Origin of the sequence: Burkholderia sp. CCA53, from assembly GCF_001685525.1 — a bacterium.
Lineage (GTDB): Bacteria > Pseudomonadota > Gammaproteobacteria > Burkholderiales > Burkholderiaceae > Burkholderia > Burkholderia multivorans.
This window is the reverse complement of sequence record NZ_BDDJ01000002.1, coordinates 1756548-1778243: the sequence shown is the minus strand read 5'-3', so window position 1 is coordinate 1778243 and position 21696 is coordinate 1756548. Positions and strand designations below refer to the sequence as shown.

The 21696-nt window shown below is 69.3% G+C and carries 19 protein-coding genes; 2 read left to right on the top strand and 17 right to left on the bottom strand.

The genetic code is table 11. The annotated features are described in order from the left end of the window. Positions 1–124 precede the first annotated feature (124 nt). The 14 genes from BCR55_RS24195 to BCR55_RS24130 form a co-directional block, all read right to left on the bottom strand. On the bottom strand, positions 125–1156 hold the full coding sequence (locus tag BCR55_RS24195) for an EscU/YscU/HrcU family type III secretion system export apparatus switch protein (RefSeq protein ID WP_053298341.1): 1032 nt from the start codon (positions 1154–1156) through the stop codon (positions 125–127). 25 nt (positions 1157–1181) lie between these two features. Beyond that, on the bottom strand, positions 1182–1994 hold the full coding sequence (gene sctT / locus BCR55_RS24190) for a type III secretion system export apparatus subunit SctT (protein WP_039217166.1): 813 nt from the start codon (positions 1992–1994) through the stop codon (positions 1182–1184). Further along, positions 1988–2695, bottom strand: a complete 708-nt coding sequence (locus BCR55_RS24185) for a hypothetical protein (protein WP_065496228.1) — start codon at positions 2693–2695, stop codon at positions 1988–1990. Before BCR55_RS24185 ends, sctT begins: the two co-directional genes overlap by 7 nt. Further along, a complete protein-coding gene (sctN, locus tag BCR55_RS24180) occupies positions 2688–4067 on the bottom strand; it encodes a type III secretion system ATPase SctN (RefSeq protein ID WP_006408405.1) in 1380 nt (459 codons plus the stop codon). Before sctN ends, BCR55_RS24185 begins: the two co-directional genes overlap by 8 nt. Beyond that, positions 4064–4693, bottom strand: coding sequence for a type III secretion system stator protein SctL (gene sctL / locus BCR55_RS24175; protein WP_006409966.1), 630 nt, complete (start codon positions 4691–4693; stop codon positions 4064–4066). Before sctL ends, sctN begins: the two co-directional genes overlap by 4 nt. Next, on the bottom strand, positions 4675–5406 hold the full coding sequence (locus BCR55_RS24170; RefSeq protein WP_065496746.1) for a SctK family type III secretion system sorting platform protein: 732 nt from the start codon (positions 5404–5406) through the stop codon (positions 4675–4677). The genes sctL and BCR55_RS24170 overlap by 19 nt, the downstream gene beginning before the upstream one ends. 10 nt (positions 5407–5416) lie before the next feature. Then, positions 5417–6298, bottom strand: coding sequence for a type III secretion system inner membrane ring lipoprotein SctJ (sctJ, locus tag BCR55_RS24165; protein WP_053298337.1), 882 nt, complete (start codon positions 6296–6298; stop codon positions 5417–5419). 55 nt (positions 6299–6353) lie between these two features. Further along, positions 6354–6827 carry a hypothetical protein gene (locus BCR55_RS24160; protein ID WP_065496225.1) on the bottom strand — a complete coding sequence of 158 codons (474 nt, stop codon included), beginning with the start codon at positions 6825–6827 and terminating at the stop codon, positions 6354–6356. A 139-nt stretch (positions 6828–6966) separates the two neighbouring features. After that, positions 6967–7179: a hypothetical protein gene (locus BCR55_RS24155; RefSeq protein ID WP_006396586.1), complete on the bottom strand. Its 213-nt coding sequence runs from the start codon at positions 7177–7179 to the stop codon at positions 6967–6969. A gap of 143 nt (positions 7180–7322) precedes the next feature. Further along, positions 7323–8657, bottom strand: coding sequence for a type III secretion system inner membrane ring subunit SctD (gene sctD, locus BCR55_RS24150; protein WP_065496222.1), 1335 nt, complete (start codon positions 8655–8657; stop codon positions 7323–7325). Next, positions 8638–10674, bottom strand: a complete 2037-nt coding sequence (sctC, locus tag BCR55_RS24145; protein WP_065496218.1) for a type III secretion system outer membrane ring subunit SctC — start codon at positions 10672–10674, stop codon at positions 8638–8640. The genes sctD and sctC overlap by 20 nt, the downstream gene beginning before the upstream one ends. Continuing rightward, the gene (gene sctS / locus BCR55_RS24140; RefSeq protein WP_006396581.1) at positions 10674–10952 is read right to left on the bottom strand and encodes a type III secretion system export apparatus subunit SctS; all 279 of its coding nucleotides are present in this window, start codon (positions 10950–10952) and stop codon (positions 10674–10676) included. The genes sctC and sctS overlap by 1 nt, the downstream gene beginning before the upstream one ends. Continuing rightward, positions 10949–13138 carry a type III secretion system export apparatus subunit SctV gene (sctV, locus tag BCR55_RS24135; RefSeq protein ID WP_065496212.1) on the bottom strand — a complete coding sequence of 730 codons (2190 nt, stop codon included), beginning with the start codon at positions 13136–13138 and terminating at the stop codon, positions 10949–10951. Before sctV ends, sctS begins: the two co-directional genes overlap by 4 nt. A gap of 273 nt (positions 13139–13411) precedes the next feature. After that, positions 13412–14245, bottom strand: a complete 834-nt coding sequence (locus BCR55_RS24130) for an autoinducer binding domain-containing protein (RefSeq protein WP_006406216.1) — start codon at positions 14243–14245, stop codon at positions 13412–13414. A gap of 291 nt (positions 14246–14536) precedes the next feature. Here BCR55_RS24130 and BCR55_RS24125 point away from each other — a divergent pair, with 291 nt between their 5' ends. Next, complete coding sequence (locus tag BCR55_RS24125; RefSeq protein WP_006406215.1) at positions 14537–15433, top strand: LuxR family transcriptional regulator; 897 nt, start codon at positions 14537–14539, stop codon at positions 15431–15433. Between the two features lie 80 nt (positions 15434–15513). On the opposite strand, the gene BCR55_RS24120 is transcribed toward BCR55_RS24125, so the two are convergent. From BCR55_RS24120 to treA, 3 genes are all read right to left on the bottom strand, one after another. Beyond that, positions 15514–17160 carry an NRAMP family divalent metal transporter gene (locus BCR55_RS24120; RefSeq protein ID WP_065496208.1) on the bottom strand — a complete coding sequence of 549 codons (1647 nt, stop codon included), beginning with the start codon at positions 17158–17160 and terminating at the stop codon, positions 15514–15516. A 116-nt stretch (positions 17161–17276) separates the two neighbouring features. Further along, entirely contained in the window at positions 17277–17414 is a 138-nt protein-coding gene (locus tag BCR55_RS33170; protein ID WP_006406213.1) for a hypothetical protein, read from the bottom strand. Positions 17415–18110: 696 nt separating this feature from the next. Next, complete coding sequence (gene treA, locus BCR55_RS24115; RefSeq protein WP_059938882.1) at positions 18111–19829, bottom strand: alpha,alpha-trehalase TreA; 1719 nt, start codon at positions 19827–19829, stop codon at positions 18111–18113. Positions 19830–20124: 295 nt separating this feature from the next. Here treA and BCR55_RS24110 point away from each other — a divergent pair, with 295 nt between their 5' ends. Continuing rightward, entirely contained in the window at positions 20125–21513 is a 1389-nt protein-coding gene (locus tag BCR55_RS24110) for an MFS transporter (protein WP_044582764.1), read from the top strand. Positions 21514–21696 lie beyond the last annotated feature (183 nt).

The window sequence follows — 21696 nt, the reverse complement described above, 5'->3', positions numbered from 1 at the left end:
GAAATAATTCAGCAATAATTCCGCGGTAAACGGCACGCAAGGCCGGAAAAAAACCGGCGTCAAGCGCCGTCGTGCACGGTAGTGCAAGGGGACATATCGAGGCGGCTGCGCCCGCCGCCGGGCATCACGGCGCGCCGGTCGCCCATTTCAGCAGCTGCGCAACCTCGCGGAAATGCTGCGGCTGGATCGTGCCGTTCTCCGGCGTCGTGTCGTACAGCGCCTGCGCGAGGCCGACGTTCGCGAGCGTCGGACGCAGCGCGTCGCGCGCGAGCCGCACGATCCGCTCGGCCGCATCGCCCTCGCCGCGCGCGAGCACCCACGGCAGCGTGCCGATCCCGCCGTAATAGAGCGCGACCGCGACGCGCGGCGAATAGACGACCACCGATGCGAATCCGATGCGATCGGGCAGCGACGCGAACTGCACTTCGCGCGCGAGCTGCCGGCGCTTCGCCGCGATGTGGGGATCGCCTTCGTCTTCCTTGTGCTCGCGCCGCACTTCGTCGATCGACATCTTCATCTTGCGGTTGAACTCGTGGCGCTGATGGACGATGTCGATCAGCGCCATCACGACGTAGATCAGCGCGGCCCAGCCGAACAGCAGCATCAGCAGCTTCACGATCAGCGCGAGGATCGACATCGGCCGCGTGAAGCCGGACTGCACGGAAGGATCGAGCGATTCGACGATCAGCCAGCCGAGCGTCGCGACGAGCAGTGCCGTCTTCAGCAGCATCTTCGCGAGATTGACGAGGTTGCGCAGCGACCAGAGGTTCTTCAGGCCTTCGGCCGGATTGAGGCGCGACAGCTGCGGCACGAGGCGGCTCCACGCCATCACGCCGCCGACCTGCACGAAGCCCGCGAGCACGCCGAGCAGCAGCCCGGCCGCGACGATCTGCGCGGACAGCGTCGCCCAGTCGCGCGCGGCCGCGTCGATCAGCGCCGCGATCCGCGCGGACGGATCGGCCGCGCCCGCCGCGTCGAACACGAGCCGGAACAGCGCCTGCAACCGCGCGAACAGCGTGCCGACGCCGACCGCGAGCGCGACGCAGACGCCGACGAAGAACGCGGACGAGATCGTCTCCGCGCTCTTCGGCACGTCGCCTTTTTCGCGCGCCTCGCGCAGGCGTTTCGCGGTCGGCTGCTGGTTCTTTTCGCTCATCGGCGCCCCGCTTCGCGCTGCGCGCTCACGCGCCGCCGCCGTGCGCGGCGAACAACGCGCGCAGCAGCGCGACGAGGCCGCTGTCGGGACTCAGCAACGCGTGCAGCGACGCATAGACGACCGGCAGGAACAGCACCATCATCAGCACCGCGAGCGCACTCTTGAGCGGCTGCGAGAACACGAACACGTTGAGCTGCGGCACCGCGCGGCCGACGAGCCCGATGCCGAGTTCGACGAGCACCAGCACGATGATCACCGGCGCGGCGAGCTTCACCATCCATTCGAAGATCGTGTCGGTCTGCCGCACGACGAAGGTCTGCAGCATCGACGAGAAGTCGGGGCCGAGCGAGCCGATCGGCCACCACGCGTACGACTGCGCGAACAGCTGCACGAGCACCTGCAGCCCGCCCGCCGTGACGAACAGCGCGATCGCGACGAAGTTCAGGAATCCAGACGTCGGGCCGCCTTCGTGGCCGCCCATCGGATCGAAGAACGCGGCACTGCCGCTGCCGGTCTGGAAGTCGATCAGGTAGCCGACGCCCTGAATCGCGAACAGCACCGCGCTGAACGCACCGGCGAGCAGCATCCCGACCACCGCCTCCTTCGCGACCAGCACGCACCACGTGACGAACGGCAGCGATGCGACCTGCGCGGCATCGATCGCGGGCGCGACGAACGCGGCGATCACGACCGCGAGGCCGTTGCGCACGAGCCCCGTGACGATCTGCTCGTTGAACACCGGCACGACGAACATGATCGGCAGCAGGCGCGGCATCACGTACAGCAGCGGCCGCAGCGTGCCGGCGAGGTCGTTGAAGCCCGACGCGTGATCTAGCATCGGCGCTCCGCGGCGGCGGCAGCGGCGGCGGGCTGCGCGGCGGCATCGGTCGTGCCGGCCTGCGCCGCGTCCCACGGTTTCGCGGCGGCGTCCAGCGTGCCGGCCTGTGCGTCCGCCGGTTTCTGCGCGGTCATGGCGGCATCGAACGCGGCGGCGTCCGCGTGTGTGTCGCGGCTCGCGTCCGGTTGTCGGCCGGCGTCCGCCGCCCACACACCGGGCGCCGCGAAACGGCGCACCGCGTACGCATCGGCGACTTCGTCGGCATCGCGCTCGACGCGCGCCGCGAGCGCATGCCGCGCTTTCTCGCCGGCGCGCTCGAGCTTGTCCTCGGCCGCCTTCGCCTTGCGCGCCGCGCGCTGCAGCTCGGCAAGCGTCGCCTCGTGGCCGCGATGCACGTGCGCCGCCTGGTTGACCGACGCACTCGCCGCGCCGATATGCCGGTCGAACGTGCGCGTATCGGCAGCGGCGTTCTGCAGCGTGCGTGCGTCGCGCGCGTCGTCGGCAAGCCGCGTCTGGATCGCCGCTTTCGCGGCCAGCTGCCGCGCGAGCTGCGCGTGCGCGGCATCGAGCGCGTGCCGGCTCTGCGCGGCGATGCGCTGCTGCCGCGCGGCCGCGACGCGCGCGATCTGGCTGCGCATCTCGCGCACGCGCTTCAGGCGCGCGAGCGTCGCGAGCACGCGGCGGTCGTCGGCTTCAGACATGATCGTTCGCCAGTTTCGTCAGTTTCGCGAGCAGCGCGTCGAAGCGCACGTCCTCGTGCTGCGCCTGCGCGCAGAACGCGCCGATCGCCTCGCGCGCACGCAGCGCGAGATCGCCGAGCCGGTCGCTGCCTTCGCGATACTCGCCGATCTGCACGAGCAGCTCGATCTCCTGATACTTCGCGATCAGCTCGCGCACGCGCGCGGCCGCCTGCTGATGTGCGCGGCTCGCGACGAGCGGCATCACGCGCGACAGGCTCGCGAGCACGTCGATCGCCGGATAGCGGTTCGCAAGCGCGATCTTGCGCGACAGCACGATATGGCCGTCGAGAATCGAGCGCACCTCCTCCGCGATCGGGTCGGATTCCTCGTCGCCTTCGACGAGCACCGTGTAGAGCGCCGTGATCGAGCCGGCCGCGCCTTGCCCCGCGCGTTCGAGCAGGCGCGGCAGCACCGCGAACGTCGACGGCGGAAAGCTGCGGCGTGTCGGCGGCTCGCCGCTCGCGAGGCCGACCTCGCGCTGCGCCCGCGCGAAGCGCGTCAGCGAATCGACGAGCAGCAGCACGCGCTTGCCCGCATCGCGGAAATGCTCGGCGATCGCGGTCGCGACGAGCGCGGACTTCACGCGCTCCATCGCGGGCCGGTCGGACGTCGATACGACGACGATCGAGCGTGCACGCACCTCCGGCGACAGCGCATGTTCGATGAATTCGCGCACCTCGCGCCCGCGTTCGCCGACGAGCGCGATCACGTTCACGTCGGCCTGCGCGCCGCGCGCGATCATCCCGAGCAGCGTGCTCTTGCCGACGCCCGACGGCGCGAAGATCCCGACGCGCTGCCCGACGCCGAGCGTCATCAGCCCGTCGATCACGCGCACGCCGGTCGGGAACGGCGTGTCGATCATCCGGCGCGCGAGCGGGTTCGGCGGGTCCTGCTGCGTCGACACCCAGGTCGCGCCGGTCACCGGCCCGCGATCGTCGAGCGGCCGGCCGAGGCCGTCGAGCACGCGGCCGAACAGCGCCTCGCCGACCGGAAACACATGCTCGCGGCCGGACGGCACGACGGTCGTCTCCGGCGACAGGCCGGCCACGTCGCCGAGCGGCGTGAGCAGCGTCGTCTGCCGCGAGAAGCCGACCACTTCGGCGAGCAGCGTCGGCTGATTCGGCGTGCGCAGCTCGCAGATCTCGCCGAGCCTCGCGCGGATGCCGGTCGCGTTCAGGATCTGCCCGACCGCGTGATTGACGCGGCCCTGCACCGACACCGGCGAGAAAAACGCGAGCGCCGCATCGAGATCGCCGACGAGCCGGCCGCGGTCGAACGGCGCGTCGGCCGCATCGTCGCCGGGCGGCGGCGTTTCGTCGTGCGGCGCGTTCATCGTGCGGCTCCGAACGACGCGTCGCGGCGAATCGCCTGGCGCAGCGCGTCGATCTGCAGATCGAGGCTCGCGTCGATGCGCCCGGACGGCGTTTCGACCGCGCAGGCGTCGCGCGCGAGTTGCGCATCCTCGACGATGCGGATCTTCTGCCGGTTCGTCTGCGCGGCGAACGCGCGCTCGAGCGCGTCGCGCATTTCGTCGCTGCGGCCCGGCGCGACGCGCACGGTCACGAACGCCTCGTCGCGCACGAGCGGCGCGATGCGCGCGAGCGCGGCCTCGTACAGCTTCTGCGTGCTCATCTCGCCGACGATCGCGCGCACGGCCTTCACGACGATCTCGGCCATCGCGTCCTTCATCGACTCCATCGTGCGCGCGGCCGCGAGCGCCTGCGCGTAGGTCTGCGCCGCCTGTTCGCGCTGCGCGCGGCGCATCCCTTCCTCGTAGCCGGCCGCGTGGCGCCGCTCGAACTCGCGCTGCGCATCGGCGACGATCCGCTGCGCTTCGTCGCGCGCGGTCGCGATCACCGCGGACGCGTCGAGCAGCGCCGCGTATTCGCGCTCCTTCAGCACCTTGCGCTCGGACAGCAGCTGCAGGTTGTCGCTCGTGATCAGAAAAGCCAGTCCCATGACGCAAGCCTCTCGGGAATCAGAAACAGGAACAGCAGTTCGCCGAACTGGTCGCGCTGCGCGCGATTGAGCCAGTACGGCGCTTCGTCGTCGATCGCGCGGTTGAACTTCAGCCGCACGCGGCGCGCGACCGCGTCGCCGGCCGCGCCGATGAAGTCGGCCAGCAGCCGCCCGCCGCGCGCGCGAATCACGGCGGGCAGCATGGCCGGCTCCGCGCGCCACGGTTCGAGCGTATCGGCGAGCGCGCCGAATTCGGGCGCGCGTTCGAGCGCGAGCGTCAGCGCATCGCCGCCGAGTTTCGCAGCGACTTCCGCGCGGATGCGCCGCACGGTCAGCGCGTCGCGCAGCCAGCCGCGATGCAGCAGCAGCCCCGCATACGCGGCGAGCTGCTCGAGCGCCGCGCCCGGCAGCAGCGCCACGCGCGCGCACGCGTTCGCGACGTCGAAGTCGTGATGGCCCGCCACGCCATGCACGGCCAGCAGATGGCGCGCGAGCAGCTTGCGGCCGGCCGCGCCGAACGCGTCGGGCGAGCGGTAGCGCGCGGGCCAGTCGTCCGGCACGCGCGTCACGTGCAGATAGCGGTCCGGCCGCAGGTTGAACTCGCAGACGAGCGCGTGAAACGCGGCGCGCCGCGCGGCCGGCGGCGGCGCGAGCGGCTGCAGCCACGGCAGCGGATCGGCCGCGTCGGGCGGCGGCACGCGTGCGTCGTTCATGTGCCGTCGTTCATGCGCCGTCGCGGGCGCCGTCCGGCGTGCGCAGCGCGCCAGCGTCCGGCGGCGCGTTCGACGCGCCGTTGCCGCCGCGCGGCGCACCGAGCAGCGCCGCGAGCCGCGCGCCGAACATCCCGCGCCGTGCCGCCGACAGCGCGATCACCGCGCAGGTCAGCAGGATCAGCGCGAACACGAGCCAACCGAGCGGCGAGCGCAACCGCACGATGTCGGACACCGCACTGCCGATCCCGTCGACGCGCGGGGCGCGCACGGCGGCCGGCTGCAGGAACAGCGACACGTTGTCGTACTGCAGCCCTTCGATGCTGTGCGCGACGAGATCCTTGACCATCGGCGCCATCGCGCGCAGATCGACGCCCGGCCGATAGCGGATGTACACGGCCGCGGACGACGGCTTGATCTTGTCCGCGAGCGGATCGTTCTCCGGGATCACGACCTGCACGCGCGCGACGATCACGCCTTCGATGTCCTGCAGCGTGCGCGACAGATCCTGCGACACGCCGTACAGATAGCGCACGCGCTCCTCGGCCGGCGTCGACACGAGCCCCTGTTTCTGGAACAGCTCGCCGAGGCTCGCGTAGCTCGGCTTCGGCAGCCCGTTCGCCTGCAGCACGGTCAGCGCCGACTGCATGTCGCCGTCCGCGACGCTGACCTGCCACGCGTTGCGGTCCGACGCATCGCGCGCGTCGTTGTCCTTCGACGCGCTGATGCCCGCGTCGCCGAGCACCGCGATCATCTGGTTCGCGTCGTGCTCGGACAAGCCCGAATACAGCTCCTTCTGGCAGCCGGCCAGCAGCGCGAGCGCGCCCGCGAGCAGCGCACGCGCCGCCCGGCTGCGCCACGCGCCTGCGCGCGGCGTCGAATCGATCGTCGTCATCGTTGGTCCGCTTCGTCGCGCGCGCGGCCCGTGCCGGCCCGCACGCGCGCGTTCGTCACTCCTGCGTCTTCAGCACCGTATGCGTGAAGCCGTTCGCCGCCTGCGCGACCGACAGGCTCAACTGGTATTCGGAAATCGTCGTGGTCGCCGTCCACTGGAAGTCCATCGCCTGCACCATCGTCATCAGCGGATCGCTGCGGTTGTCCGCCATCGACGTCAGCATCTCGGTGCGATGCTTGTCGATGTTCGCGTAGCGCGCATCGAGATCGTTGCCGTACGCACGCAGCCGCTCGACGAGCGACGACGCATTCGCCTGCGCGGGCGTCATCTGCACCGCGGGCGCGGCGTCGCGGGTCGCCGCCGACATCGCCGCAGCCGGCGGCGCCGCATCGGCCGACGCGGCGCGCGGCTGCATCAGCGCATCGAATTCGCGCACCTGCGCCGGATCGGCCGCCGCCCCCGGCTGCTGCGCGGCGCCCGCCAGCGCGACCGCACCGGGCGGTGCCGCGCCTACGCCTGTCACTGACATGATCGCTGCCCTCCTTCGCTCGCAAGTTGCCGATCGGCCTGCGCGACGCGGGCCGGCCGCCGCTCACGCGCGCCGCGCCGCGCGCCGCACGCGGGCGGCCCGGATGCGCGACAGCGTGCGCCGCGGCCGGCGGCCCGCATCATGCGCGGCCGGCCGAACTCAGGTGTTGCGCGACCTGCGCGTTCGCCGTCCCCTCCTGCGCGGTCACCGCGTTGCTGGTTTCGAACGTCGCCGTCGATTGCTGCACTTGGAAGTTGATCTTCGTCAGTTCGAGCTGCGTCTTGGTCAGATCGTCCGCCTGCTTCTGGACGTCGCTCGTGTTCGTCACACCACCTGCTGCCGAGGCACCCATGCTTCGCTCCTTTACGTGAAGTTCACCTTCGTCCGGCGGCGGCCCCATGCCGCCCCGGCTCACACGGCCTGCCGCACCGTTGCGGCGTGCCGCGTCATGCCCGCGCCGCGCTCGCCGCGCGGCGCGCATGATCTGCCGCGACGCTAATGCGCCGCGTCGTTCGTCACGGCCGACGCCGGCCGCGCCTGCGGCAGCAGCGTCGGGCCCGGTATCGGCTGCGCGATGCCGGCCGCCGCGCCGCTTGCCAGCGGCGGCACGGGCGGCGCCGGCACGCGGGCCGGGGCACCGGCCGACGTGCCGCCGAGCGGCATCGTGATGCGCTGGCCGTTGCGCTCGAACACGACTTCGTCCGGCCCGATCGACACGACCGTCGGCCCTTCCTTCAGCCGCGCGCCCTCGAAATAGCGGCTGCCGTCGACCGTCTCGATATAGCGCTGGTCGCCGTCGCCGGCGAACACCGTCGTGATCTCCGGGATGCCGGCCGAGCCGCCGAGCGTCGTCGTCGTGCGCGGTGCGTCGGCTTGCGCGTCGCGCACGTGGTCGACGACTTCGAGCGCCGGCCGCGCGTCCTTCATGTAGTTGCGGATGCGCGGCTCGAGCTGCGCGCGCGGCGCCGTGCCGGTCAGCTCGATGCGGCCGCGCCCGAGATACGCGACGGTGAGCGCCGTGTCGCTGAAATAGGTCTGCGCGGTCGCGACGAGATCGCTGACCACGTAGACGGTGCCGAGCGCCGCGTTGTCGACGCCCGACACGATCTGCGCGACGCGTTCGCGCGCGGCCGGATCGGCGACGTAGCCCGATACGATCACGCCGTCGTCGCGCGGCGCGACCGCGAGTTCCGGATAGGCGTGCAGCAGCCGCTGCAACCGGTGCGTGCGCGCGAGCACCGACTCGTGCTGCCACGGCAGGCGCCCCGACCAGGCGGCGAAACCGTAGCCGAGCGCGCCGAGCAGCACGCCGACCCAGAGCGCGACGAGCGCGATGACGAGCCGGCGGCTGCCCAGCCGGCGCAGCCCGCCCGTCAGCCAGCCGAGCCACGGTGCGGCGGGCGCGACGTCGGGCGCGCCGGTGTCGTCGGGCACCGCGACGCTCGCCTGCGCGTGCCGCGCGATGCCGAAACGGATCGAGCCGACCGTCACGACGTCCTGCGGCGTCAGCGACCGACGGCCGCTGCCGAGCGGTTCGTCGTTGAGCAGCACCGGCGCGCCCGTGTCGCCGCCGTGGTTCTGCACGGTGACCGCGAGCGCGCCGACCTGCAGGCACACCTGCTTCGCGCCGATCTCGCGATCGGGCAGGATCACTTCGCAGTCGGCCGCGGTGCCGACCCAGTTCGCGCCGCGTGCGAGCGACATCGTGCGGCCGTACATCGGGCCGCTCAGAAAGCACAGATTCCACGGCGACGCGGGCGCGGCCGCGCCGCTGCCGGCGCCGCCGGGCAATGCGCCGTCGCTGTGCGGTTCAATGATGCTCGTCGACATGGACGGACGCTCCTGCGGTCGTCGCCACCGGCTGCGACGCCGCGTCCTGGGCGGGCGGCGGCAACGCGGGCGGCCCGAACTTCGTGCCGGGCAGCGGGCGCGGCGTCAGCGGCACCGCGATGTCGTTGTCGGGCGGCCGGTACATCGACACGCCGTTCGGGTCGGCCGGCGCATCGACGCCCGGATTCACCGGCGAGCCGTCCGGCGCGTACATCGACGCGCTCGACACCACGCGCGGCGTCAGCAGATAGAAGCGCTCCATGTGGTTGCCGGACTTGTCGGTGTACTTGAACAGGTTGCCGATCAGCGGAATGTCGGACAGCCAGGGCACGCCGCTCTTGTTCAGGCGCACCTCGTCGTCGTTGAAGCCCGCGATCAGCAGGCTCTTGCCTTCGTCGATCATCGTCTTCGTGACGATGTTGCGCTGCTGGATCACCGGCACGTTCGACACCGCCTGCCCCGGCACGATGTTGCCGTCCTGGATGTCGATCGACATCATCACGCTTTCCGGACGGCCCGACACGGCGGCCGCATTGCGGATCGCATCGTCGACGATCATCGGCGTCACCTTGATGCTCGTGCCGGTCGTCACGCTGTACAGCGACGAATCCTGATAGCCCTGCACCTGCACGTAGAACTGCGTGAGGTTCTCGAGAATCGCCTCGGTGTTGTCGAGCGCGAGCACCTTCGGCTTCGAATGCAGCTGCGCCTGCCCTTTCTGCGCGAGCGCATTTACGCGCGTGAGCAGGTAGTTGCGCAGCGATCCGCCGATCGATGCGGCGAGCGCGATGCCGGTCGGCATGAAGGTGCCCGTCTGCCCGGACTCGCTCGCGCCGATCCCGAACGTCAGCGGCGGATTGCCGGCGCCGTTGTACTGCGTATTGCCGTTCAGCGGGTTCGCGCCGTTGCCGATCTGCACGTCGCCGTGCGTCGTGTGCAGCCGCCAGTCGATCCCGAGGCTGTCGAGCGAATCCTCGTTGATGTCGATGATCGTCACGTTGATCTCGACGATCCGCGGCCGCTCGTCGAGCTGCGCGATCAGCGACTGGTAGCGGTACATGTTCTCCGGCAGGTCGCGCACGATCACCGCGTTGATCGCCGGATCGGCCTCGATCTGCGGCAGCGTGTCGCCGCCGCTCGCGAACGGCGAGAACGTACTGCCCGCGGCCGATTCGCCGCCGTAGCCGCCGCTGCGCAGGCCGCCCGACAGATCGGGGAATTCGAGGCGCGGCACCGCGATCGTCAGCCCCGAGCCGAGCTTGACCTGCCGCGCGGCCTGGCCGAGCGGCGCGCTCGTCGGCATCGGGCCCGTACCGCCGCCCTTGCCGAACAGCCGGCGCAGGATCGTCGCGACGCCCGGCACCGTCACTTCCTTGCCCGAGCGATTGATCGTGAAGTCGGACGCCCACGCGTACTTGAGCCGGAACGCGCGGATGTCCGCGTGCTGGCCGTTCGCCGACGGATCGCCGACGCTGCCGATCGCCTGCCGCACGAGCTCGACGTAGCGGCGCGGGCCGGCCACGTACACGCTGTTCGCGCGATCGTTGATCACGAGCGTGTAGCGCTTGTCGGGAATCTGCATCGCCTGCAGCGCGCGGCCGATCTCGCCGCCCGCGTTCGGCGGAATCGGGATCATCTGCGTCTGCGACTGGTCGGCCGGATCGACGTAGAGGAACGAGCCGTCGTAGTACCACGTGAGTCCGTACGTCGAGCAGATCGTGTCGAGCGTCTGCTGCGGCGTGCCCGAGAAGCGCCCGCTGATCACGCCGTCGACCTTCGGATCGACGACGGCCGTCACACCCTGCGACGACGCGAGCTCGCGAATGAAGTCGCCGATCTTCTTGCCGTTCGCGACGATCGTGAACGGCTTGTTGCGCCAGCGCAGGTCGGCCGCGCGCGCGGGCTGCGCGATCGTCATGCAGAGCGACGCCGCAAGCAGCGCGCTCGCGCACATCGCGAGCGCCGCGCGCGGCAGGCTGCGCGGCTGAAACCGGATCGGGACGACGCGTCGACGCATCAAAACACTCCTGTGGAAGAAACGAACATCCGTTCGAGCGCCTGCTGCGCAAAGCGCAGCACCTCGCTGCCGAGCCAGCCGGACAGCAGCACCAGCGCGACCATCACCGCGATCAGCCGCACCGCGATCCCGATGTTGGCGTCCTGCACCTGCGTGACCGCCTGCAGGATCGCGACGACGAGGCCCGTGACCGTCGCGATCAGCACGATCGGCAGCGACAGCAGCAGCACGAGCATCAGCGCCTGCCGCGTGAGATCGAGGATCGTCGAGCTCGTCATTGCGCGACGCCCGGTGTACGCACGTCGGCGCCGGCGCCGACCGTGCCGTCGTCCGGCGGGTTCTTCACCCAGCCGACCGTATGCAGCTGCACGTCCTCCTCGATCTCCTGATACGACAGCACCGGAAGATCGGGCAGCATCGGCTGCAGGATCGTCTTCACGTAGCGCCGCGCGCCGAGCGCGACCATCACGGCGAGCCGCGCGGCGCCGTGCGCGCCGCTCGCGTGCGCCGATTGCACGATCGCGCGCACCTGCTCGCCGATGTCCTGCTTCACGGCACTCGACAGCGCAAGGAAATTGCCCTGCTTCGTACGCATCACCGCGTTCTCGATGCGCTCCTGCAGGTTCTGCTCGAACAGCACGACGCGCAGCTGGCGCGCGGCGCCCGCGTGGCGGTCGGTGATCATCCGGCGCAGGTCGACGCGGACGAGTTCGACGAGCGCGATCACGTCGTCGGGCTCGTTCGGCGCCCACGTGATCAGGCTTTCGAAGATCACGCGCAGATTGCGGATCGGCACCTGCTCGGCCAGCAGCCGGCGCAGCACCTCGGTCACGCGCTGCAGCGGCACGAGCCGCGTCAGCTCGCCGACAAGCTCCGGGTGATCGCGCCGCACCAGATGCACGAGCGCCTGCGTCTCCTGGATGCCGAGCAGTTCGTCAGCGTGCCCGCGCACGATCTGCTCGACGTGCGCGGCGAGCGCCGCCTCGCTCGTCAGCCACTTGCCGTCCGGCGGCGCGCCGTCCGGCTTGACCCACAGTGCCGTCGCGAACGGGCCGAACGCTTCGGCCGGCTGACGCTCCGCGCGCTCGGGCAGCGGCGCGACGCCGTCCCACAGCAGCCAGCCCGGCTTCAATGCACCGTGCGCCGCGAGCACGTCCTGCAGATAGATGCGGTACGTGCCGTTCGGCGCGCGCTCGTCGTCGTTCAGCGTGATGCGCGGGAACACCGTGCCGATGTCCGCGTCGACGCGCGCCTTCGCGTTCGACAGCGCGGCCTGCAGCTGCGCGAGGTTCAGCGTGCTGCGCAGATCGTCGGCCAGCGACACCGCGATCAGCGACGTGACGCCCGCCGCGTGCGACACCTTCGCCGGCTGCCCGTCGTCGGCCGCGCCGACGCGTCCGGCCACGTGGATCAGGTTGAAGCTCGGCGCGGTCGTCCTGCGCTTGAGCTGCGTCAGCGCGAACGCGCCGAGCGCCACCGCGATCAGTGCGAACGACCATTTCGGGAAACCGGGCACGACGAGGAAGCCGGCCAGCACGAGCGCCGCGATCAGCAGTGCGCGCGGATGCGCGCCGAGCTGTTCGCCCAGCTGCTCGCCGAGCTGGCGCTGCCGCGCGTCGCGCGTCGCGACGCGCGTGGTCACGATACCGGCCGCGATCGACACGAGCAGCGACGGAATCTGCGACGCCATGCCGTCGCCGACCGTCAGGATCGCGTAGCGCTGCAGCGCGGTGCCGATGTCCATGCCGTGCATCAGCGTGCCGACCGCGATGCCCGCGACGATGTTGATGAACGCGATCACGAGGCCGGCGATCGCGTCGCCCTTCACGAACTTCATCGCGCCGTCCATCGCACCGTGCATCTGCGATTCCTGCTCGAGCTTCTCGCGACGCTCGCGCGCTTCGTCCGCGCTGATGATGCCCGCGCGCAGATCCGCGTCGATGCTCATCTGCTTGCCCGGCATCGCATCGAGCGAAAAGCGCGCGCCGACCTCGGCCACGCGCTCCGAGCCTTTCGCGATCACGATGAACTGCACGACGGCGATCACGAGAAACACGACACCGCCGACGACGACGTTGTTGCCGACCACGAGCCGCCCGAACGCGTCGATCACGTGACCGGCGTTCGCGTGCAGCAGGATCAGCTTGCACGACGCGATGTTCAGCGCGAGCCGGAACAGCGTCGTAAACAGCAGCAGCGCGGGAAACGACGAGAAGCTGACCGCCGACGGCACGTAGGTCGACACCGTCAGCAGTACGACGCTTGCGGCCAGGTTCAGCGAGATCATCCCGTCGAGCGCGGCCTGCGGCAACGGCAGGATGAACAGCGCGACGACCGCGACGATGAAGGCGGCCAGAAACAGATCGGCGCGCGGCGAGGCGCCGATCCGGCGATGTCCGGACACGCCGCGGCCGACGGAAAACATCCGCTGCCAGTCGCGGGGAAGCGCCTTCGGTTCTGCCATCGTGCCGTCGTCCTGTCGTTATGGGCGGCAGGCGCGGGCAATCGCAGCCCCCGCCTGCGCGGTGCATCGAATGCGACGAGTGTAGCGACGGGAAAAGGGGGAAAAACGGGCGCACCTCGTAGCGCGCGGGCGGCAGGCCGAATCGTCTGAAGGTACGACTACGAAACGCCGCGGCGCGAAGTCGGACGGCGCCGCGGAACCGCTTCCATCGCGCCGCGCGGCGCGGCGGGCCGCGGCGGCCCGGTGCGCGAGGCGCGGCGCGTCAGCGCCGGCTCACGAAGACAGCCGGCGCGCCGCGAGGTACGCGAGCTGCGCGCGATTTTGCACGTTGAACAGTTTTTCGAGCGAGCGGATGTGATGGCCGACCTTGTGCAGCGACGTGCGCAGCGCGCTCGCGATCTCCTGGTCGGACAATCCGTGCACGAGCCGTTCGAGCACCTGCTGCTGCTCGTCGCCGAGCGCGAAGCCGCGCATGCGCGCGACGCGCGCTTCGAGAAACGGCAGCGCGACGCGATGCACGGCGAGACTCACCGCCAGCGCGCCGCCGATCACGCGATCGTCGATCCAGTCGGTGCCGTGCGTCTCGGACGTCAGGTTCACGGCGACGCGCAGATCGAGCCGCGGCGCCGACAGGCTGAAGATCACGCCGCTGTTCATTGCGTGCGCACGCAAGTGACCGGCGAGTGCGAGCACCTTGCGATCGCCGCCGCGCTGCGCGGCCGCCTCGATCTCGTCGAGCCGCCACGCGACCGGAAAGCCGCTTTGCCGCACCTGCGCGAAACGCGGATCGCTTTCGTACAGCGCGCCTTCGATATACGGCTGCATGAACGACGGCGGCGCGAGATCGCGCAGCAGATGCGCGCAGAGAATGCGCCGGCCGATCATTTCATACGCGCCATAACCGAGCGTACTGAAACCGATTTGCCGCAGGCGCGCATGGTATGGCGAAAAATCGATTGCGCTCAGGTCGCTTTTACCGGATCCGAATTGAATGCCGGTAAAAACGTCGCGTTCGATCGCGGGAATCCCATTCGAATAAGCGGCGGCTGCCGCAATATCGGCGTGCGTGAACCATTCGACGCGTGGCGCGCCGTCAGCATGTGTCATGAGGAGCCCACCCTTTCCCAATATGTGAATCAAGCCCCGTCACGTCATGGTCTTTTTGTCGTGATTTTTCGGTCTTGGGAACGGGCGTGCGTTTATCGAATCGGCACACCGCAACCTTTCGCCGAAATTAGTATTACGGCATATTACGCGCACACCGGCATTTTTGTACAATGCCCCGCGTTTCGTCAGGATCACGATTCGCCTATCAATACGATGCTTCGATCGCACCGCCGCCCGCCGTGCACGACACGGCCGTCCTGCGCGCTGCGCGTCGATTCCGAGGGATGGCTCATGTCCGATATTGCGTTGCACGAAGAAGCAGTCGCCTCAACCCTTGCCGGCCGGCCGCATGCACGCGTGTCCGCCCGGCGCGAGCGCCCGGTGCAGGTCGTGTGGTGCGACGATGTGCGACGCGGCGACGTCGCGCAGCCGAACGCGCCGAAGCTCGGCGTCGCCGACACGCTCGCCCACGCGCAAAGCACGGCCGAGCGCAACCGGATCGTCACGAGCCTGCTGCATCTGACCGGTTTCTCGACGTTTGCCTATTTCGCGCTCGAGTTTGCGCACGAGCGCGTCGAGAGTCTGTATCTGCATGAAGCGTTCACACCGTCGACGTATCGCGGCGATTACGTGCGGCACAACCATCACGACGTCGATCCGCGCACGCTCGGTGCGCGCGTCTGCAACATGCCGATCGTATGGGACCTGCAGCAGCTGCGCCGCGATCATCAGCCGCGCGACGACGATGCGTCCGACGCACCGGCCGCGCTCGACGGCTTCCTGCAGACGATGCAGGACGACGGAATGTGCAGCGGCATCATGTATTCGATGGCGGTGCCCGGCACGCGGCTGCACGCGTTCATGAGCTTCACCGCGCCGCGCCGCACGCGCGAGTGGATCACGCCCGCCACCGTCGAGCAGGCGCTATCGATCGGGCTGTCGGTGCACAAGTTCGCGTCGCCGCAGCTGATCGCGACGTCGCGCGAGCGCGCCGTCAACGGGCTCACGCCGTTCGAGCAGGAACTGCTGATCGGCATCGCGGAAGGCGCATCGGACAAGGAAATCGGCCGGCGGCTCGACACCAGCGCGCACAACGTCGACTACCACCTGAGAAAACTGCGCAAGCGCTTCGGCGTCGCGAACCGGATTCAGCTCACGTACCTGACGTCGAAGCTCGAGCTGATCTGATACGCGCGCGTTGTGCGTGCGCGCAGCGCAACGACGATGCCGGCCGCGCGGGCCGGCATGCGCCGCTGTGTCGGCCCGCGCTACTTGAGCAGCGTCATCTGCACGACCTTGACGATCACGAGCCCGACCGCGACCACGAGATAGCCGCGCAGCACGCCCATCCAGATTCGCGTCGCGAGCGTCATGTGCTGCGGCTCGAGCGTATCGAGCGGCGGCATGCGCCAGGTCGCGCACGCCGCGCGGTCGATGCCGGGCTCGACGACGCGACGATTGCGGCGGAACAGCACCGTCGCGAGATAGCCCGCAATCGCGAGCACCGTGCCGCCCACCAGCACGTCGACGATCGCTTCGCCGCTGATGTCGGGATACATCACCGACGCGGTCAGGATGATCGACAGCAGCACCAGCACCCAGACGACCGCGCCGGTGAACACGTTCAGCTTCGTCGAGTTGACCCACGGGCCGAGCACCTGACGGTCGTTGCAGAGCACGAGCAGAAACACGGTCGCGCTCGGCAGCAGCACGCCCGCGAGCGTCTGCACCGCTTCGGTCAGCAGCCCGAGCGGGCTGCCGGGAATCAGCACGAGCGTGGCGGCCGCCGCGACGATCGCGAAGTACACGAGATAGAAGCCCTTCGCGTCCGACACGCCGCGATGCAGCGAATGACGGATCTTGAAGACGTCGCCGATCGCATAGGCCGTCGACAGCGACACGGCCGCCGCGCCGATGATGCACGCATCGAGCAGTGCGATCGCGAACAGCGTGGCGCTCGTGCGCCCCGCATATTTTTCGAGGCCCGCGATCACGCCGCCCGCGTCGGTGAACCCGCCCGCTTCCGGATGGCCGTGGAACAGCGCGGCGCTGAAGCCGATCATCGCGACCGCGCCGATCAGCACGAACGCAATGCCGATCCACAGATCGACCTTCTCGTACTTCATGAAGCGCGGCGTGATCCGCTTGTCGATCACGTAGCTCTGCTGGAAGAACAGCTGCCACGGCGCGACCGTCGTGCCGACGATGCCGATCACGAGCAGCATCACGTCGGACAGCTTTGCGTGCGCGGGCCAGTTCGGCACGAAGAAATCGCGCGTCATCTGCGACATGGGCGGATGGATCGACACAAGCACCGGCACGAGCAGCAGGCTCAGCACGCAGAGGCCGACCGCGAAACGCTCGAAGCGCCGGAAGTCGCCGGTACTCACCGCGGCCATCGTCAGCGCGGCGGCCACGCAGACGCCGGCCACCTTCGGCAGCCCGAAGAACGCGAGCACGAAGGTGATGCCGATGAACTCGGTGACGATCGTCAGCGCGTTCAGCAAAAACAGGTCGATCACGCTGAACGCGCCCCAGAACTTGCCGAAGCGCTCGAAGATCAGCCGCGCGTGGCCGACGCCCGTCACGGCGCCGAGACGCAGCACCATCTCCTGGTTCACGTACAGCACGGGGACGAGCAGCAGCAGCGTCCACAACAGCGTCGTGCCGTAGTTTTGCCCGGCCTGCGTATAGGTACCGAACGCGCCGGCGTCGTTGTCGCCGACCATCACGATCAGCCCGGGCCCGATGATCGCGAGCAGCGTGCGCAGGCGCGCCCACCACGTGCCGCGCGCGCCCGTGTCGTGATGCGCGATCGTGCCGAGCGCGCCGCGAATGTCGCCGAGATGGGCTTCGTCGAGCACCGCGCTGCGCTCGGCGGCAATCGGCGAAGAAACGTTGGAGGGTGTGGACATGATGACTTCCGTACGGCTAAGGGTTATCCGGTGAGCGTGTGACCTTGGCATGCGCGCGGGACGGCGGCTTGGCGGCGGCGTCCGTGCGCATGCCGAGGCATGCTCGGCGCGGTCGGTCAGCGGATCAGCGACGCCAGGCGATTGAGCAGGCGCGCAAGCGGACGCGGGCGCGCATCGAGCGCGAGCATCGCGTCGTAGTGGGCGCGCGATTCTTCGACGCGCGGAAAGGTCGACAGCAGAAGGCCGAAGTTCATGGTCTGGCTCCGTGCGGCGTCGGCATGCGTGCCGGCCGCGTCGTGGGGTGCGGGCGCCAGTCCAGGGCCTGAACGAGCAGTCAGGCTAGCGGGCCGGCGTGTCCCTGCGACCCCGATTCAAAAGGGTCTGTGCTTGCAACGGGCATAAGGGACAACTGTCGCTGTCGTTCATGGCGGCTCCTGTACGGTGTTCGGACGAACACGGTTGACCGCCGTCCGGCGCGCGGGCCGCGCGCGCGATGCAAAAACGACGCATGCGCGAACGCGGCCGCGTGCCGGGCGGCGTTGAAACCGGACGGCGCATGCGCGAACGCATCACGCCGGCCGGCGCGAATCAGGGTGCACGAAGGGAGTTGCTGCGAAATACTGCTGCGCGCACCGTTTGCCCGAGAGACAAACGGCGGCTTCGATGAGGCGCGGACGTCGGTCGCTCAGGCGGAAATTTCGTTCGAAGATCGACTACTGCAGGCGTCCAAGGCGGCGGCCCCAAGAGTGAAGATGCTGGATTCTATGGACCGGCGGAAAGTGAAGTCAACCCCGCGCGGACGGGTTTCACGAAATAATTTTCCATGCGCGCCGCACTGAAAGATTCGACCGCGAAAATGCGCGCCGAAACCTTTCATCGGGTGTCGGCGGCGCGCTGCGCGCGATGCGCGAAAGCAACGGCACGGCCGCCGCGCGGCGGCCGTGCGCGTGTCACTCGCCATACAGTTCGAGCAGCTTCAGCGTGACGCCGTTGGTCCAGCCGAAGCCGTCCTGCAGCGGATATTCGCCGCCGCCCCCGCCGCCCTGCCCGGCCCCTTCGACGACGTATTTCTCGACGAGCTTGCCCTCGGTCGCGTAGACGTGCTTCACGTCGGCCAGGAAGCGCGTGCCGATGTCCTTCGCGAGCGCCGGCTCGCCGTAGCGGCGCAACCCCTCGATCGCGATCCACTGCAGCGGCGCCCAGCCGTTCGGCGCATCCCATTGCTGGCCGGTCGTCTCGGTCGTCGTCGCGAGACCGCCGGGCTGCAGCAGCGTCTTGCGCACTTCGCGCGCCGTCGCCTTCGCGCGCTCGGGCCACGCCACGCCCGCGAACAGCGGGTACAGCGCGGCCGCCGTCACGCCGTCGCGCGGCTTGCGCAGCTGCCAGTCGTAGTCGCCGTAGTAGCCGCCGCGATTCCACAGCCAGCGATTGATCGCGAGCGCGCGCCGCGCCGCGCGGCCCGAGAAGTCGATCACGCATCCGACGTCGTGCGTGACCGTGCAGCCCTTCACGATCGTCCGTTCGAGATGGAACATCAGGCTGTTCAGGTCGACCGGCACGATCGACGTCGTGCGGATCGTCGCGAGCGTCTTGCCGTCGCCGAGCCAGCGCGAGCTGTAATCCCAGCCGCTCTCCGCGCCGGCCCGCAGGTCGCGGTACACGTCGTTCGCGGCACGGCCCGACGCCGCCTTCGCCGTCGTCACGTCCTCCAGATACGACTCGTCGCGCGGCGTGTCGCTCGCGTCCCAGTAGCGATTCAGCACCGCACCGTCCGGCATCGCGACCACGTGGCGTGCGGCCTGCCCGCGCGGCGTCGTCGATTCGCCCTGCATCCAGTACGCATATTCCTTGCGCAGCGCCGGCAGATATTTCTGATAGACCTTGTCGCCCTCGGCCTGCGCGGCGAGCGTCACCATGTACGCGAAGAACGGCGGCTGCGAGCGGCTCGCGTAGTACGTGCGATTGCCGTTCGGGATGTGCCCGACCGTATCGATCAGATGCGCGAAGTTGTCGAGCATGTCGTCGACGAGATCCTCGCGGCCCGACACCTGCAGCCCGAGCATCGTGAAATAGGTGTCCCAGTAATAGCCTTCGCGGAAACGGCCGCCCGGCACCACGTACGGTTTCGGCATCGGGATCAGCGAGCTGTACGGTGGCGCCGTCGTCGTCGTGCGCGTGAGCTGCGGCCACAGCCAGTCGATATGCTCGCGCAGCGTCTGGTTCGGCGGCGGCGTCACGCCGCCTTGCGCCGGCGGCGTAAAGTGCTGCTCGACGAATGCCTTCAGCGAGAAACCCGCCTGCGATTTCTGTTGCTGATACAACTGCATGATCGTCGCGGGATCGGTGTCCGGCGTCGCATCGACGAAGGTTTTCTGGTCCGGATAGACCGAGGCCGTCTGCACCGCGACGAACAGGTCGCCGTACAGCTGGCTCGGCGGCGGCAGCAGCGTGGCCGCCGTCGCGTTCGGCACCGTCGCCGCGGGCGACGCGGCCAACTGGGTTGCGGCGTGGTTGGCGCTGTCCGCCTGCGCGGCGCAGCCGGCAACGGCCAGATAGGCGACCGCCAGCGCGGCGGCCCAGCGAACGCGCGGCGCGGCGGGCGCGGCCGGCGCGCAATGCGATGCAGTCGATGCGGCGGATACGATCGATTCGGCACGACGTGACGTCATGGCGTGTCCCCTCCTTTCGATGGTGAGTGGATCGGCATGGTCTCGTCGCGTGCGCGCCCGTCTCGATGGCCGTCGAGCGATGCGCGTCGTGATGTTGAAGCAGAGTGGATCGACTGTCGCATGAAACGTCCGAGGCGTGCAAGCTCCGAGCGCGGCGGCGCAGGTTGCGCGCGCAGTCGTCCTTTTCCGCGCGCGGCGCAGGAACGACTATTGCAACATGCGGAACAAGCGTTGTCGTACGTGACGCGGCGACAACAATATGGGCATAATGGCGCCTTTACCGCGCGCCCAGCCCATGTCGCCCGTCTTCCTAGCACCGCTCATCGTTGCCTGTGCGTTGTTCATGGAAAGCGTCGACGCGAACATCATCGTCACCGCGCTGCCCGCGATGGCGAGGGACTTCGGGCACAACCCCGTCACGCTGAACATCGCGATCACGGCCTACGTGGTCGGCCTCGGCGTGTTCATCCCGATCTGCGGCTGGCTCGCCGACCGCTTCAGCGCACGCGCGGTGTTCCGCACCGCCATCGGCATCTTCGTCGCCGGCTCGCTGCTCTGCGCCGCCTCCAATTCTCTCGGCCTGCTCACGTTCGCGCGCTTCGTGCAGGGCGTCGGCGGCGCGATGATGGTGCCGGTCGGCCGGATCATCATCTTCCGCGCGGTGCCGCGCTCCGATCTCGTGCGCGCGATGAACTACCTCGCGATTCCCGCGCTGTTCGGGCCGACCGTCGGGCCGCTCGTCGGCGGCTTCATCACGACATATCTGCACTGGCGGATGATCTTCTTCATCAACGTGCCGATCGGTCTGTACGGGATCTACCTCGCGACGCGGCACATCGCGAACACGCACGAGCCCGATCCGGGGCCGCTCGACTGGTTCGGCTTCCTGCTCTCGGCAAGCGGCGCCGCGCTGCTGCTGATGGGGCTCACGCTGATCGACGGTGCGCTGACGACGCGCACGAACGCGCTCGCGATGTGCGCGACCGGCGCGGTGCTGCTCGCGCTCTACGTGCCGTACGCGCGGCGCAAGGAACGGCCGGTGCTCGATCTGAGCTTCCTGAAGATTCCGACGTACCACGCGAGCGTCGTCGGCGGGTCGCTGTTCCGCATCGGGCTCGGCGCGGTGCCGTTCCTGCTGCCGCTCGCGCTGCAGGAAGGACTCGGCATGAGCGCGTTCCATTCGGGGCTGATCACCTGCGCGTCGGCGCTCGGCGGCGCCGTGAGCCGCTCGACGGCCACGCATACGCTGCGCCGCTTCGGCTTTCGTACCGTGCTCATCTACAACGCCGCATTCGCGGGCCTCGCGATCGCCGCGTACGGCGTGTTCCATCCGGGCATGCCGACGTGGGCGATCTGGGTCATCGTGCTGGTCGGCGGGATTTTCCCGGCGCTGCAGTTCACGAGCCTGAACTCGATGATCTACGCGGACATCTCGCCGCGCGACGCGGGTCGCGCGACGAGCCTCGGCAGCGTCGTGCAGCAGATGTCGCTCGGGCTCGGCGTGACGGTCGCCGGTCTCGTGCTGCATCTGTCGCACTGGCTGCAGGGCCATCAGGCGATGGTGTGGTCGGATTTCTGGCCGGCGTTCGTCGTGGTCGGGCTGTGCTCGTTCGCATCGATTCCGATCACGCGCCGGCTGCCGCCCGGTGCCGGCGACGAAGTCGCGCGCGGCAAGCGGCAGTAGACGCCCGCGCGGGCGAGCGGCCGAACGCCGAACGCTCGAACGCGCTCGCTGCAGAAACGGAATCGGAAAAAATCAGCGGACATCCACATGGGGCCGGTGCACAGCCGTGTGGATATCCGCTCAGGGCTCCGGGCTTCTCGTTGGGGGTTGAGACACCCGGATTCGCTTCCTGCGTGCCATGGA

Excerpts from the sequence above, each read along its gene's own strand:
- sctC (WP_065496218.1), bottom strand. The coding sequence starts at position 10,674 with ATGCGTCGACGCGTCGTCCCGATCCGGTTTCAGCCGCGCAGCCTGCCG.
- treA (WP_059938882.1), bottom strand. The coding sequence starts at position 19,829 with ATGACGTCACGTCGTGCCGAATCGATCGTATCCGCCGCATCGACTGCA.
- BCR55_RS24120 (WP_065496208.1), bottom strand. The coding sequence starts at position 17,160 with ATGTCCACACCCTCCAACGTTTCTTCGCCGATTGCCGCCGAGCGCAGC.
- sctD (WP_065496222.1), bottom strand. The coding sequence starts at position 8,657 with ATGTCGACGAGCATCATTGAACCGCACAGCGACGGCGCATTGCCCGGC.
- BCR55_RS24170 (WP_065496746.1), bottom strand. The coding sequence starts at position 5,406 with ATGAACGACGCACGCGTGCCGCCGCCCGACGCGGCCGATCCGCTGCCG.
- BCR55_RS33170 (WP_006406213.1), bottom strand. The coding sequence starts at position 17,414 with ATGAACTTCGGCCTTCTGCTGTCGACCTTTCCGCGCGTCGAAGAATCG.
- BCR55_RS24110 (WP_044582764.1), top strand. The coding sequence starts at position 20,125 with ATGTCGCCCGTCTTCCTAGCACCGCTCATCGTTGCCTGTGCGTTGTTC.
- BCR55_RS24195 (WP_053298341.1), bottom strand. The coding sequence starts at position 1,156 with ATGAGCGAAAAGAACCAGCAGCCGACCGCGAAACGCCTGCGCGAGGCG.
- sctL (WP_006409966.1), bottom strand. The coding sequence starts at position 4,693 with ATGGGACTGGCTTTTCTGATCACGAGCGACAACCTGCAGCTGCTGTCC.
- sctJ (WP_053298337.1), bottom strand. The coding sequence starts at position 6,298 with ATGACGACGATCGATTCGACGCCGCGCGCAGGCGCGTGGCGCAGCCGG.
- sctN (WP_006408405.1), bottom strand. The coding sequence starts at position 4,067 with ATGAACGCGCCGCACGACGAAACGCCGCCGCCCGGCGACGATGCGGCC.
- BCR55_RS24155 (WP_006396586.1), bottom strand. The coding sequence starts at position 7,179 with ATGGGTGCCTCGGCAGCAGGTGGTGTGACGAACACGAGCGACGTCCAG.
- BCR55_RS24130 (WP_006406216.1), bottom strand. The coding sequence starts at position 14,245 with ATGACACATGCTGACGGCGCGCCACGCGTCGAATGGTTCACGCACGCC.
- sctV (WP_065496212.1), bottom strand. The coding sequence starts at position 13,138 with ATGGCAGAACCGAAGGCGCTTCCCCGCGACTGGCAGCGGATGTTTTCC.
- BCR55_RS24125 (WP_006406215.1), top strand. The coding sequence starts at position 14,537 with ATGTCCGATATTGCGTTGCACGAAGAAGCAGTCGCCTCAACCCTTGCC.
- BCR55_RS24160 (WP_065496225.1), bottom strand. The coding sequence starts at position 6,827 with ATGTCAGTGACAGGCGTAGGCGCGGCACCGCCCGGTGCGGTCGCGCTG.
- sctS (WP_006396581.1), bottom strand. The coding sequence starts at position 10,952 with ATGACGAGCTCGACGATCCTCGATCTCACGCGGCAGGCGCTGATGCTC.
- sctT (WP_039217166.1), bottom strand. The coding sequence starts at position 1,994 with ATGCTAGATCACGCGTCGGGCTTCAACGACCTCGCCGGCACGCTGCGG.
- BCR55_RS24185 (WP_065496228.1), bottom strand. The coding sequence starts at position 2,695 with ATGTCTGAAGCCGACGACCGCCGCGTGCTCGCGACGCTCGCGCGCCTG.